Source organism: Pedobacter hiemivivus (assembly GCF_004331685.1).
Classification (GTDB): Bacteria; Bacteroidota; Bacteroidia; order Sphingobacteriales; family Sphingobacteriaceae; genus Pedobacter; species Pedobacter hiemivivus.
This window is the reverse complement of record NZ_SJSM01000024.1, coordinates 26,908-39,725: the sequence shown is the minus strand read 5'-3', so window position 1 is coordinate 39,725 and position 12,818 is coordinate 26,908. Positions and strand designations below refer to the sequence as shown.

Genomic DNA, 12,818 nt, shown 5'->3' with positions numbered 1-12,818 from the left:
GCATGAAGATTAGGTTGTTGTTTATCGCATTTATGGCAATAGTTGCTATTGGGTGCAAAAAAGATGGCTCGCAGGTGGCTAAAATCAACGATGACCTGATAGGGAAGTGGTCGGTTCAATCAAATCATATGATTTATTTTGATCAGTCGGGACAAAAAGAATATGAAGAAGTATTGGTTGCTAACAGTCAGGCTACAAATGTCAGTTTTGTAAAGGGTGCAAAGGCTAAAATCGAAACTCAGGATTCCACAGTTGTGAATACGCCATACAATGTGGCAGAAGAGCGGAACTTAATTTACATGAAATTGAACGATGCTGAAATATTTAATGCTAGTCTATGGACTTTGACTGATATAACGGAAAAGGAGATGACCTGGCAAGCGAATTTTACCAATATTAAATATGAAGATAAAGATACCGGAGAAATTTTGGAAGCTCCAAAAGCAGAATTAACCCTTAAATTCTATAAAGAATGATAAATAAAGACGCTTCAGAGCAATTATCCCGCCGTGCCTGGTTGGGTAAAGTTTCCGTTCCTGCCTTAACAGTAGCGGGGGCCGCAATGATTAGTGCCAAAATACCTGGTGTTGAGCCGGGTAAATCCAATGTTTATAATGTAATGGATTATGGCGCAAAGGGCGATGGAAAAACCTTGGACACGCTAGCTATTCAAGCCGCAATTGATGCTTGTAATGTAGCTAAAGGAGGAACAGTATTGCTTCCTACCGGAGTTTTTTTGTCGGGTACACTGCAACTTAAGTCAGATGTAACCTTTCATTTGTCGGCAGGAGGCAGGTTGTTGGGCAGTCCGAAAAGAGAAGATTACACTGCCGGGAAAGGTGTCCCTTCGGGCAACGGCAATATCGTCTTTCTATATGCGGTAAATGCAGAAAGATTAAGTATTGAAGGAAAAGGGACTGTAGATGGCAATGGTTTGGCCTTTTATACTGGTAAAGGAGACAATACCGGGCCCGGACAAAATGGTGTTGGTGGCAATTTCGACCGTCCACATCTTTTCATTTTCCATCAATGTACTGAACTTCGGTTGCATGATGTTTTTTTACAAGCTAGCGCCTATCATTGCATCCGCTTATTGCAGTGTAAACAAGTTTATATTGATGGGGTAAGGATTTATAATCGCGTAAATAAAAATAATGATGGTTTTCATTTTTCTAGTTGTCAGTATGTGCACATTACCAATTGCGATGTGCAGTGTCAGGATGATGCCTGTTCATTGTTTGGGAGCAACCGATTTGTAACCATTACCAATTGTAGCTTTAGCACACGTTGGTCTATATTTCGTTTTGGTGGGGGTGATTCTCAAAATATAGCTATTTCCAATTGCCTGATTTATGATACCTATGGCTGTCCGATAAAGATTAGTTCTGGAAGGGCAAACATAGAGAACTTCTCCTTCTCGAATATCATCATGAAGAATGTGACAGGGCCTATTGGTATTGGTTTTAGTGGGGTAAGTAATAATAAAAATCCAGACAATAATCAACCCACAACCAAATCCTATATCCGAAATATTTCATTTAATGGCATCCGGGCTTCGGTTATTGCTTTGCCAGTTCCGCATCCAGATATTCATTTTGATCTGCATACCTGGGAAGGCGAAAAAAACTCCTGCATTACTTTAAATGCAATGGGTGATCATTATCTTGAAAATATATCTTTTACTGATGTTCATGTGAAATATGCGGGCGGTGGTACTGTTGCGCAAGCGGGTAAAAGGGATGTGCCGAAAGTAGCTGCTGAGTATTTTGGGGTATGGGACACTGCTCCAGGTGGTCCGCCTGCTTATGGACTATATGCAAGAAATGTAAAAGGCTTAACGCTTCAAAATGTACGTTTTGAATTTGCTGCTGAAGATGCCCGTCCTGCCGTAGTTTTGGACAATGTACAAGATGCTGCCATCAACGGTTTAAGTGTACAGGGGAGTATGAGCGCAGAATCATTGTTAAGAGTTGTGAACTCAAAGGATCTGTTGTTTACCGCTGTCCGTGTTTTAACACCTTGTCAGGCATTGTTAAGTCTTGAGGGAACCTCAAACGAAGGTATTACCATTGACGGTGGGGATTTAAGAAAAGCAAAAAAACAAGCGATTTATAGGGCAGGAGCTAATCTGAAGTCGCTCAAAGTAAGAGCGTAGACTTATTTGCAGTCTGTTTTGGTGAATACCATTGAATCATCAAATTTTAAGGCAGAGTGGTTTTTAAAAACCATTTTGCCGTTCTTTTCCATGACTTCTCCGAAGCCTTCATATAGATTACCATCTGCTTTTTTCAGAAAAGCAACTTCTCTTACCGATTTTACGCCTTCAGAGATGAAGGTATATTCAGCAATGATGGTATCGCCTTTTATTTGACCGGCAATTTTACCTTTGTTGCTATCTTTTTCAAATAATTTATAGTCTAGATCTCCAATCAGGTTATTGCCTTCAATATTTATTTTAAGGGTAGCCGTATCCCTGTTTTTGAAGTGGGCATAGCAGTCGTTACTATTTATTTTTGGTTCTGTACCAGTGTCTTTCGCGGTTATTTTCGCTTGGTTGGCGTCATGCTTCTCTTTATTCTCATTGTTGCAGGACACCATGATTAATGAAAAGGCTGCCAGTATTAGGATTGTTGATTTCATGCTAAAATAATTATGAGGTTATAACAAGTCGATGAGGTAGTTGTTTCTTAAATACGCTTTTTTGTAGATAAATGGTGCCAAAAATGCTCGTTATTGTACTTAATCCAGAAATTATATATAATATTGGTAGCATGATCCATTATTTTTTCGGATCTTAACTAAGCTTATCATTAATTATAAAAATGCGAACACAGCAATCAGAAAATGAGAATAAAGAGCAGTTAAAGGCCGACAATGATGGCAAGACTGCTCCGATTCCTTTCTATAAGCAAAGAGCCTTTATTTATCTTTCTATCGCTTGCATTGCTTTAATTGTAACTGGAATAGCCGCAATGTTCCATAAGAATTATCCGAATGTCAATTTTAAGAATCTGGCTGCCGAATTTGTTTCCCATGATATTCCCCCTGGTGGTAATAGAGCAACTTTAACATTAGCCAATGGGAAAACCATTACACTCAATGAGGCTGCTGATGGCGAGTTAGCAAAAGATGCGGGTACTATAGTTCGTAAAACTGGAAATGGACAATTGGTATATGAAGTTGTTGGTGGTGATACTGAAAATAAGGGATATACTTACAACACGATTTCAACGCCTAAAGGTGGAACTTATCAGGTTATATTGCCAGACGGCACTAAAGTATGGCTAAATGCCGCTTCAACCCTTAGATTCCCAACGAGTTTTGTTTCTCTGAGCGAAAGAAAGATTGAATTGAGCGGAGAGGCCTATTTTGAAGTAACGAAGAATGCAAAACATCCTTTTAAAGTAGTGGCTAAAAAACAAGAAGTACAAGTTTTGGGTACACATTTCAATATCAGTAGCTATGCTGATGATTCATTCGTGAAAACTACACTTTTTGAAGGCGCTGTTAAAGTGAATAATCTACAAGCTACAAACGGGAATAAGGTAATCCTTAAGCCTGGCCAGCAATCTGTTATAAATCATCGTGTCATTACCGTAATTAAGGCTGATCTTCAGGAGGTTTTGGCATGGAAGAATGGCCTGTTTATATTCGATGGCGAACCTTTGGAAAGCATCATGAAAAAGGTATCCCGATGGTATGATGTAGATGTTGTATACGAGGGCGTAGATAAAAAGAAGCTATTTGACGGAAGTGTTTCGCGTTTTTCTCATGTTTCCAAGGTGTTAAGTCAGCTTGAATTAACAGGCGATGTACACTTTAAAGTTGAAGAGGGGAGGATCATTGTAATGAAATAATTCGACTTTCTAAAACCAAATGAGCAAGAGTTTATATTACCCTAATAGGTATGTAGAAGTTTATGTGTGTTCCGTGATCGCAAACGATTTCCATTTTTCCGCCGATTTTTTCCATTCGATTTGTCATGCTTTTGATACCAGAACTTTCAACACTACTCTTTTTTACAAAGCCGATACCATTATCCTTCACTACAATGATTAATTGATTTTTTTCAGTATGTATAGTTAAATTCACAAGTGTTGCCGATGAATGTTTGATGATATTCTGGAATGATTCCTTAATAGCAAGATAAATGTGCCTGCGTTTTTCACCACCTATAGTATGCTCGGGAATGAACACAGGTAAATCTACTTTTATAGTGATTCCTGATGTTTGGAAAAAGGAAATTGATTGCTGATGAATATAATAGATAAGGTTTTCGATCGAATCATGGTCGGTGTTTAGTGCCCATATAACTTCCCTCAGCTGAGAAGATAGCTCTTTGATTCCTGAGTTAATCTTTATAATGTCTTGCTGTACAGGTTCTGAGCTAGCTTTTATTTCTGTCAGACTAGTATGTAGACGTAAAGCAGACAGGCCTGCACTAATATCATCATGAATTTCATTGCCTATTCTCTGTCTTTCAATTTCTACTGCAAGCTTCTTTTCATATAATATGCGCTCTTGTTTTAAGCGATTCCGGAAATAGGCCCATACAACAGTAAAAATAATTCCCAATACAAATAGTGAGCTCAGCAAAATAAACCAAGGCTGGATCCACCAGGGTTTGTTAATGATAAAATCAAATTTAATAGGTTTTGAAGCCACTTCGCCGCTGGCCGCAGTCGCCCTTGCTTCAAATGTATAACGGCCAGGAGCAAGTGAAGGGTAATTGATTTTTCTTTCAGCCGGATTTGTTACTAACCACTCCTGATTAGATCCATTAAGCAAACGATATTTAAAATGTATACCCTGAGGGTTACTAAACCATGGTGCAGCTATTTCAAAAAGGATATTGTTTTTATGATATGGAAACTCCTTGTATGCAGAAAAAACAGTGTCTATATTGTTCACCAAAGTATACAGTAGGCTATTGTTTAAAGTTTTTGGCTCTTTTTTCGTTTTAAGGGGGACTTCATAAATACCTTCTGAAGTACATATGTAAGCATTGTTTTTAAATTCATGTACATCATATACAATTCCCTGCTCTAGAGTAGGGAATTGCAAATCGTTTACGATTCTTCTATTTCTGGTGTTAAATAGCTGAATTCCTTTCTTTCCAATTAGCCAAAGGTGATTGTCAAATAATTTAACTTTTAACAGGGTATTTGATAAAAGACCGTCGGCCACGGAAAAGTTTTGAATACTATCGCCCTTAAAAATTATAAGGCCTCTATTAAAATCACCAATAAAAAGACCATCCTTACTATATGCCATTGAGGATGTATTAATGGCTCTATTTTTATAATAAATGGCTTTAATCCCACTTTTATTAATAACATGTAGCCCATTTATAAGTGCAACATACAGGTTCTTTGATAAAGAATCATATTTCAAGGCCCTGCAACGTACATCTTTATATAAAAAAGAGCCCCATTCATCATTTCCTATAGCCATTGAAGGGAAAAGTAATGATCTTGCATTTGTAGCTGTATAATCTCCATCAATAGCTGGTTTGATGATAATACTTTTTGAGGTGGCATTAAAAAATAGATTTTTATGATAGTCTGTGTCTTTGGATATAGTATGATCAATTAATGTCAGTTTTTTTGTCTTTACATCTAAAACAAAATTATCGACTGAAGCCGAAAGCAAGAAGTTGCCATTAAAATATCTGCTTATCCGCTCAATTGACCCAGATTTTTCAGGAATTTCTAGACGATAAAGTTCTTGCTTTTTAATGGCGTTATACATGATCAATTGACCATTTTGGGTTCCCGCTGCAATAATGTTTTCTTGCATGGCCATTGATCTAATAAAATCGCCTTTATTTGGAATCATAAAATTATTCAGCGCAAAGCCCGCCTTACCATACTTTACCATTATTCCATTCTTAAGGCTGCTATACCAGGTATTTCCTTCGTCATCTGTAACCATATCGGTTAAATTCAGTCCGTTAATGCGTAGGTTTCCAGTGGTCGAATAACTATCGGATTTGGTGTTTATCCATAATTTTTGCTGATGGAGAACTACGGTGTTTATAAAATCTCCTTTTTTCTCCGATTTCACTAATTTGATCGAATCCCCACTTAGCATTATTTTTTTTATTTCACCTGAAGACGAGGAGGTGATTAGCATTGTATCCTTATACAGAACCGGATGAAGATAAAAATCCTGTGTATTTATTAATTTGAAATCTGCTTTAAGTGGCTTTAGTCCATTATTTCTGGAATAACAATACCATTGTCCGTTGCCATAGGCAATTACCTGGCGGTTAAAACTAATTAATGAAGTAGTAGCGCTATTTTTCCCTTTCAGGGAAAGGTATTTTGAACTTAGTGTCTTTAAGTCACAAATAAATAGCCCCTTGTTGGTTGTTGCAATTAGCTCATCATCTGTTAACGCTAGTCTCGGAAATCTCAACTCAGACTTGTTATTATAAGCATTTAATAGCTGAAGCCTTTCATTTTTAGTATAAAAGATCTGATTACTAAAATTATGACTCCAGACACGTCCGTATTTATCTTCTGCAAGATCTGTTATGCTGAGCGACATTTGACTGGGGTTCGAAAAATTGGTGATGGAGATTCCATCATATCTGGATAGACCAAGGTCATGACCCACCCATAGAAAACCCTTATTATCAACAAGCAGATCATAAACCTCATTTGTTGGAAATCCTTTGATCGAGCTGAAAGCTGACGCCTGTGCAAACACTTTCGCTGCAAGCAGAATAACAATTGATGTAATTAGTAATATTTTTTTCAGATACTTATGATTAGAATAGAAAATTGGTTATTTTTCGTACTACTTAACCTTTCATTATAAAATTGCAAATAATATTTGGTACATGACAAATGTTTCTATTGTAGAAGATCATATTGAGTTCGGATTGGTATTGAGAGATATTATAAATGCAATTGATGGATTTAATGTTCGTGGTATATACAACTCAGCAGAAGATATGCTTAGTAAAATATATGTTCAGCCGGCTGATATTATGCTAATTGATCTGCGTTTGCCTGGTATGTCGGGTATTGAACTCATTATGAAGCTAAAGGTGATTCTTCCAGATGCCAAACTAATGGTCTGCAGTACCCACAACGATAATGACAGCATTTTTGAGGCGCTAAGAGCAGGCGCATTGGGTTACCTGCTTAAAGATTCTACTACAGTACAGGTTCAGATGGCTATTAAGGAACTTCGTGATGGCGGATCCCCAATGAGTCCCTTTATAGCGAGGAAAGTAGTATGTGCTTTTCATGAATCTGTATTGAAAATTGATAACGGTCTGAGCTTTCGAGAACAGGAAATTATAGCGCTGTTAGCTCAGGGTACTTCCAATAAAGAGATTGCAGATCTGCTTTTTATCAGTACAGGGACAGTTAAAACTCATGTTAGAAATATTTATAAAAAACTTCATGTAACTAACCGGATCTCGGCCATCAACAAAATAAAAAAGAACTAATTACAGCCACTGGCTAATCTATCATTTACCCTATAAAAAGAAAGCGGGAAAGATCCTACCGACCCTTCCCGCTCATCTAAATTAACGCTCTCACATATATAGACGCTTTACAATAGAGAATATTGTGTGGGACATCATATTTTTTAAAAAGCTATTATTTATCATCATAACTCCTGAAATATCCACATTCTTTTATGGCTTCGTCATAGAATTTAGTATCCTCATATTGGGTCTTTAAAACGGAGAAATATTTCCCAAAGAAAACCGGCTCTATATTCACATCCCAATAACCGGAGTTTGCATTCTCTGGTTTATTATAAGACCGATTGTAACTCTCGTTGCGCTCACATTTGCTCGCCATAAAGATACACCTGGCCTTTTGTTCCTTGGTTTTAGCGACATTGGCTGCCATCAGGTAATATTTTTCGGCAATCTTATTGGATAGTAGCATTGTTCTGAATGTGCTAGGGATTTCAAAAGGAGTATTCCCTTCAACCTGCATCACTTTTCCTTGATAAAACGTCCTCGAATTACCGTAAAACGTGATGTTGTAAAAAACATTGGCGAGTAAATACGCATTTTTGTAAACGTTTTTGCCCTGCTTTATTTCAGCTTTTATGCTTTGTATGGTTTTTAAAACGTCGATAGCGTATAAGTCCTTAGCAGGTTTGCGCTCATGATCACAATCATGGCAATCATTTACTCTGATGTTAAAAGGATTGGCCGGCATAATAAAACCGGTGCTTTCGCTTTTATTCATCATTACAATTGCTTCATCAATTTTATCTTGATAGGTAAGCACTTGCGATTGATGATAATAGAGGTCGTGCATATCGAATGGATAATAACGGAGCATAATCTGTTCAAAAGCTGATTTATGCTGTTTTTGTAGCAAAGCTTTCATCTGTTCTATTTTATTGTTATCCGCATAAAATTCGTAGTAACTTTTAAAAGCATTAGCCTTAACTACATCTCCTTGTTTCTTATAGAGCTCTGCCAGGTTACTGATACTTTCATCCAATGCCTTATAAAACCTTAATGAAGGGATAGTATCTTTTCTATCTTTGAGATTCGCAAACCACGTTAAAGGTTCTATCATTTGGGCCTCGACCTTTGCATCAATATTTTTCAATTCCTTGACGTATAAAGTCCAATCTAGTATTTTGTATTGGGCCATAACGAGTTTGTCGTCTTTTGGAAGTTGTTGTTTTGCTGTATTATAGAAAGATCTGGCGGCGGTATAATCCTTGCTCATGAAATTTAAGTAACCAGCTGCCAGGTTCCAGAAATAAGGTTTAGCCGTATTGTTTTTTAAAGCTATGCTGCTGATCAGGGCGGTGTTTTGCTTTAAGGTTTGTAGGGAAGCCGAGTCGGGCGAAGATTGATAAAAGTTGCCAAGGCTGTGTTCTGTAATGTTTACAATTCTGGCCAACAAAAGGTCCAGTTTCTCCGACTTCGAATCTAACTTGATAATCTCCTGAATTGCCCTTTGGGTATCATAATGAATGCCGAGTAAATGCCATAACGTAGCCTTTTCTGCAGTAGTTTTTGCCATTTGTAGTGTCCTGATCCAGTCGGCCTCCTCCTGCGGATGGAAACTCCATTCTGCAGGAATCTTTGCTTCCATGGAATAATTGTAGCATAAGCTATTGAAGTAATTGGACCTGGCATAGTCCTTATTTTTATAATACCAGCCTGCCACATAACCTAAGGTACGATGGTACATCATGTTTTGCGGGAATGCATTTTTATAAATGTTAAATGTATTTAGGGTTTTAGAAGCATCTGCTGATATGGTCTCGTCTCCGCGTTCTATAAAATAATAATAGCGGACCAATTGAAACCATAGTCTTTGCTTTATAAAGGGATCTTTTGCCTTTTTAAAATGCTTTAGTATCTGTTCTTCCAGTTTAGCGGGTACAGTTATTTGTGGCTGCGGTTCCCATGAATGGGTGACATCAGTAGCTGCAAAAAGCTCTGTTGATTTTGCTAGCCGAAGATAATCGAAAAAAGCATTTACTTTCTTTTTGTCAAGCTTTAAAGACTTTAATTGCGGCATCTCATTGGGCAGTACAGCTATTTTGCCCTTCATGTGCTCATATACCGAATCGACGCCTTTAGCCGTGGCTGCTGTTAGCAAATATTGGAGGGACTTTTTATCGAGTTTACCGTCAAAATAACTCTGCCATTCGTTTACAATCACATCGTTGTAACGGGAGGTACTGTTTTCAGAATAGTAGTAATCCCCATAGTAAGAAATGTATTCCGTATAAAAGAAGGGGGTGTATTCTTTGCTTACGAAGGCTTCGGGACTGAAGCTTGAATACTCATAATCAAATCCGTAGTCTGAGCAGGCCCACACTATGCCACCGGCAGAAAGTCCGAAAAGACTAAAAATAAGTAGAAATTTCTTCGAAATCTTTTGCTTTAAATGCTGATAAATTGAGATTGCCCAGTTCATAGTAGATGATTGTTCTTTTTTCGTTTTTCTTTAAATGCGCTGCTAATTGTACTGCAGCCTGTTTTAATAATGCTTTGTCTATTTCTTCGAGTTTAAACAGGTCGCCCGTTTTTATGTAGATGCCACCTGTAAAGAAATTACGTACCGCTCTATATATGTCTTTTTGTGCAGTGGGACTAAAATTTTGGGCATTGCTCAGTTCAGTTCTTCCTATTTTTCCATATACCTGTATCACTTTGTTTGCTCTGATTTGTAAAGCCCAGGAAAATACAGGTAATGCAATATCCAAAGGTAAAAGGTAATTGTTTAAGCTGCCCACATATTTTTCTGCTGTCTGGGTATTATAGATAGAATTGGGCTCTTTTAGATCAGCGGATAACTTGCCTATATTGTAAAACATCAGCACTCCACGATCTACAGGAGGAATACCAGTTTTAAATTGATACTTAACCTGGTGTAACCTGATGGTCACCTCCAGTGTCTTTTTGCTAAGGGCCCTTAATGAGTGTAAAAAATTAAAGTATTTATCCTTTGTACCAACTGTCCAATCACAATCTATCTGGATAGTCTTGCAATTGATTTTTTGTCTAACCGAAAGATTTTTTAGCAGTTCATTACACTTTATAGCCAGGCTGTCTACACCTTGTTGGTCCAGTTTTTCAAAGGTTTGGTTGGTAATGAATACTACAGGAATAATGTCCAGAGATGGCGATTGTTGCCGAAAGTTTATGATGGCTTCTGGGTAAGGTTTTTGAGCTTTCGTATTCCATTTAATATCAAAAAAACGAATGTAAAGCTTCTTGCTATTAGTCTCCGTTAAAATATCAGTCTGTCCTTTGCTTAGCTGAAAGTTTTGTTTCCAGTAATAAAAGGATATTGATGTTTTATGCTCTTTTTTACAGGAGGCACAAAAAAGTGTCAATAAAATCAGACAAGTAGAAGATGGGAAGCGTAAAATAGCACTGGTATTAACCATGGGCAAGCATACTCAATAACTTCGCCAAGATTGATCCCATAGGTAAGAAAATAATGACTAGTAGATGACTAGATATTGTGTTATTTTTGCGGCGAATATAGAAAAGCGATGCCCAGAAGAATTATTAGAAAACAATACCGCAAAGCGCGATACATCCTGTATCGTGAAACACTTATCGATGCCAAGGAACACGTACTCACCTTTATAGGGTCTTTTGTTGGTATAGGTTTAATAGGGTTGTTAAATAGTCAATATTTGGTAGCAAGTGATAATTTATTCCTTATTGGTTCGTTTGGAGCGTCTTCTGTGCTGGTTTACGGCATCATTAATAGCCCACTAGCTCAGCCGCGTAACCTTATTGGTGGCCACGTGATCTGCGCAATTATTGGGGTGACTGTCTTTAAACTCTTTGCCGGCGAGCTATGGTTTGCCTGTGCTTTGGCGGTTTCCCTATCCATAGTAGCTATGCAAATTACCAAAACCTTGCATCCTCCGGGTGGAGCAACAGCGCTAATTGCGGTTACTGGTGGTAAAAAGATAGAGGAGTTGGGTTATTTGTATGTATTATCGCCAGTATTGTCCGGAGTACTGATCCTCTTTGCTGTTGCATTGATATTTAACAATTTAAGGCATCGGAAATATCCTTCAACACCAATATTGAAGCGCGGGCGCCCTGTAAAGGTTAATAATCAAGTATAAGAAAAAGGCTATTGCTCCATTTTCTTTATCCCCATTGCATATTGGATGCCCCCTAGAATGTGTTTTAAAAATAGAGGGTCTGTATAAGATGCTTCTGTATGACCAAGTGCAGTATAAAATGACCTTCCTCCATCAAAATTATGGTACCAGGCAACAGGGTGGTTATCGCCATTCTTACCGCCGGTATAGCTGCCTTCGTCAATCTTTATCAATACATTCAAGTCTGGGCCAATTTCTTTGAAATTATACCATTCATCCTTTCTTTTCCATATTTCAGGTAAATGTTTGGTAGCAATAGTACTTCTGGTGAGTACAATTAAATCTGCCATTTGTTGGGCGGGGTGACTTGTAAAATAAGCACCAGAAAGTTTGCCATACCATGGCCAGCTATATTCTGTATCTGTAGCGGCGTGTATGCCCGCATAGCCACCACCATTTTTAATATATTGCTCAAAAGCGGCTTGTTGCTGCTCATTAAGAACATCCCCTGTTGTGTTTAAAAAAACGACAGCTTCATATTTTTTAAGGTTTTTATAGGTGAATTTTGTGGCATCAATAGTGGTATCTACCTGAAATTTATTTTCCAATCCTAATTTTTGAATTGCAGCGACTCCTACTTTTATAGAGCTGTGATGAAAGCCTGCTGTTTTAGAAAATACGAGGATTTTTTTCTTTGCCGCTACAGGGTTTACAAAAAACAGTACCAGTAGGCTGGTTGCTATAAAGGAGGTGAAAATCTTAGACATAGTTCATTAGTTTGCACCTAAGGTAGTAAATATTTTATTTTAGGACTTCCTTGACCAATAAATATTCGTCGTTGAGTAGCCGTATGTAACCATATTCATAGCAGAAGGTACATATCTTGTTACCCTTATAGTTATCGTAGCTATGTGTATGGTAATTAAAATTGAATCCAGAGGCCATTAACTTGCTTCCACTAACCTTTGTTTCTTTTGCAGGATTCAGTTTTTCCAGTATGTCGCGGTTTCTTTTTAAAATGAGGTTAACCGATTTGATCATACCATTGTTTTCTGCCTTTATCTTATTGTTATAGCTACTTCTACACTGATCATCACAGAACTTCTTATCAATCCGCCCGTGTAGGGGGCTGCCGCAATCCAAACATAAACGTGTTATAGGTGGGGTCATAGCTTTAATTTACAGGGGGCTATACAATAGGTTAATATTTTTTCAGATTAATTATTGTAAATATACAG

The 12,818-nt window shown here is 37.6% G+C and carries 11 protein-coding genes; 5 read left to right on the top strand and 6 right to left on the bottom strand.

Annotated elements, in window-relative coordinates; genetic code table 11:
- Window positions 1-2 precede the first annotated feature (2 nt).
- A complete protein-coding gene (locus EZ444_RS22990) occupies window positions 3-476 on the top strand; it encodes a hypothetical protein (RefSeq protein ID WP_131611766.1) in 474 nt (157 codons plus the stop codon).
- On the top strand, window positions 473-2,155 hold the full coding sequence (locus EZ444_RS22985; protein WP_131611764.1) for a glycoside hydrolase family 28 protein: 1,683 nt from the start codon (window positions 473-475) through the stop codon (window positions 2,153-2,155). The genes EZ444_RS22990 and EZ444_RS22985 overlap by 4 nt, the downstream gene beginning before the upstream one ends.
- A 2-nt stretch (window positions 2,156-2,157) precedes the next feature.
- Here EZ444_RS22985 and EZ444_RS22980 read toward each other — a convergent pair whose 3' ends face one another.
- Window positions 2,158-2,640, bottom strand: coding sequence for a hypothetical protein (locus EZ444_RS22980; RefSeq protein ID WP_131611762.1), 483 nt, complete (start codon window positions 2,638-2,640; stop codon window positions 2,158-2,160).
- A 182-nt stretch (window positions 2,641-2,822) separates the two neighbouring features.
- Between EZ444_RS22980 and EZ444_RS22975 the strand changes: the two genes are divergently transcribed.
- Complete coding sequence (locus tag EZ444_RS22975; RefSeq protein WP_131611760.1) at window positions 2,823-3,857, top strand: FecR family protein; 1,035 nt, start codon at window positions 2,823-2,825, stop codon at window positions 3,855-3,857.
- 31 nt (window positions 3,858-3,888) lie between these two features.
- Here the strand turns inward: EZ444_RS22975 and EZ444_RS22970 are convergent, their stop codons facing one another.
- Window positions 3,889-6,714 (bottom strand): sensor histidine kinase, encoded by a 2,826-nt coding sequence (locus tag EZ444_RS22970; protein ID WP_131611757.1) that lies wholly within the window; start codon window positions 6,712-6,714, stop codon window positions 3,889-3,891.
- 133 nt (window positions 6,715-6,847) lie between these two features.
- Here EZ444_RS22970 and EZ444_RS22965 point away from each other — a divergent pair, with 133 nt between their 5' ends.
- Entirely contained in the window at window positions 6,848-7,465 is a 618-nt protein-coding gene (locus EZ444_RS22965; protein ID WP_131611755.1) for a LuxR C-terminal-related transcriptional regulator, read from the top strand.
- Window positions 7,466-7,619: 154 nt separating this feature from the next.
- Here the strand turns inward: EZ444_RS22965 and EZ444_RS22960 are convergent, their stop codons facing one another.
- A complete protein-coding gene (locus tag EZ444_RS22960; RefSeq protein ID WP_131611753.1) occupies window positions 7,620-9,926 on the bottom strand; it encodes a hypothetical protein in 2,307 nt (768 codons plus the stop codon).
- Complete coding sequence (locus EZ444_RS22955) at window positions 9,856-10,902, bottom strand: hypothetical protein (RefSeq protein WP_225874825.1); 1,047 nt, start codon at window positions 10,900-10,902, stop codon at window positions 9,856-9,858. The genes EZ444_RS22960 and EZ444_RS22955 overlap by 71 nt, the downstream gene beginning before the upstream one ends.
- A gap of 108 nt (window positions 10,903-11,010) precedes the next feature.
- Between EZ444_RS22955 and EZ444_RS22950 the strand changes: the two genes are divergently transcribed.
- Entirely contained in the window at window positions 11,011-11,601 is a 591-nt protein-coding gene (locus tag EZ444_RS22950) for an HPP family protein (protein ID WP_131611751.1), read from the top strand.
- 8 nt (window positions 11,602-11,609) lie between these two features.
- Here EZ444_RS22950 and EZ444_RS22945 read toward each other — a convergent pair whose 3' ends face one another.
- Window positions 11,610-12,347, bottom strand: a complete 738-nt coding sequence (locus tag EZ444_RS22945) for a ThuA domain-containing protein (RefSeq protein ID WP_131611749.1) — start codon at window positions 12,345-12,347, stop codon at window positions 11,610-11,612.
- Between the two features lie 34 nt (window positions 12,348-12,381).
- Window positions 12,382-12,750: a hypothetical protein gene (locus EZ444_RS22940; RefSeq protein ID WP_225874824.1), complete on the bottom strand. Its 369-nt coding sequence runs from the start codon at window positions 12,748-12,750 to the stop codon at window positions 12,382-12,384.
- Between the last annotated feature and the right edge of the window lie 68 nt (window positions 12,751-12,818).

Bases quoted from the DNA above. Each gene is read 5' to 3' on its own strand.
- EZ444_RS22990 (WP_131611766.1), top strand. From the start codon at position 3: ATGAAGATTAGGTTGTTGTTTATCGCATTTATGGCAATAGTTGCTATT.
- EZ444_RS22945 (WP_131611749.1), bottom strand. From the start codon at position 12,347: ATGTCTAAGATTTTCACCTCCTTTATAGCAACCAGCCTACTGGTACTG.
- EZ444_RS22950 (WP_131611751.1), top strand. From the start codon at position 11,011: ATGCCCAGAAGAATTATTAGAAAACAATACCGCAAAGCGCGATACATC.
- EZ444_RS22980 (WP_131611762.1), bottom strand. From the start codon at position 2,640: ATGAAATCAACAATCCTAATACTGGCAGCCTTTTCATTAATCATGGTG.
- EZ444_RS22940 (WP_225874824.1), bottom strand. From the start codon at position 12,750: ATGACCCCACCTATAACACGTTTATGTTTGGATTGCGGCAGCCCCCTA.
- EZ444_RS22955 (WP_225874825.1), bottom strand. From the start codon at position 10,902: ATGGTTAATACCAGTGCTATTTTACGCTTCCCATCTTCTACTTGTCTG.
- EZ444_RS22975 (WP_131611760.1), top strand. From the start codon at position 2,823: ATGCGAACACAGCAATCAGAAAATGAGAATAAAGAGCAGTTAAAGGCC.
- EZ444_RS22985 (WP_131611764.1), top strand. From the start codon at position 473: ATGATAAATAAAGACGCTTCAGAGCAATTATCCCGCCGTGCCTGGTTG.
- EZ444_RS22965 (WP_131611755.1), top strand. From the start codon at position 6,848: ATGACAAATGTTTCTATTGTAGAAGATCATATTGAGTTCGGATTGGTA.
- EZ444_RS22960 (WP_131611753.1), bottom strand. From the start codon at position 9,926: ATGAACTGGGCAATCTCAATTTATCAGCATTTAAAGCAAAAGATTTCG.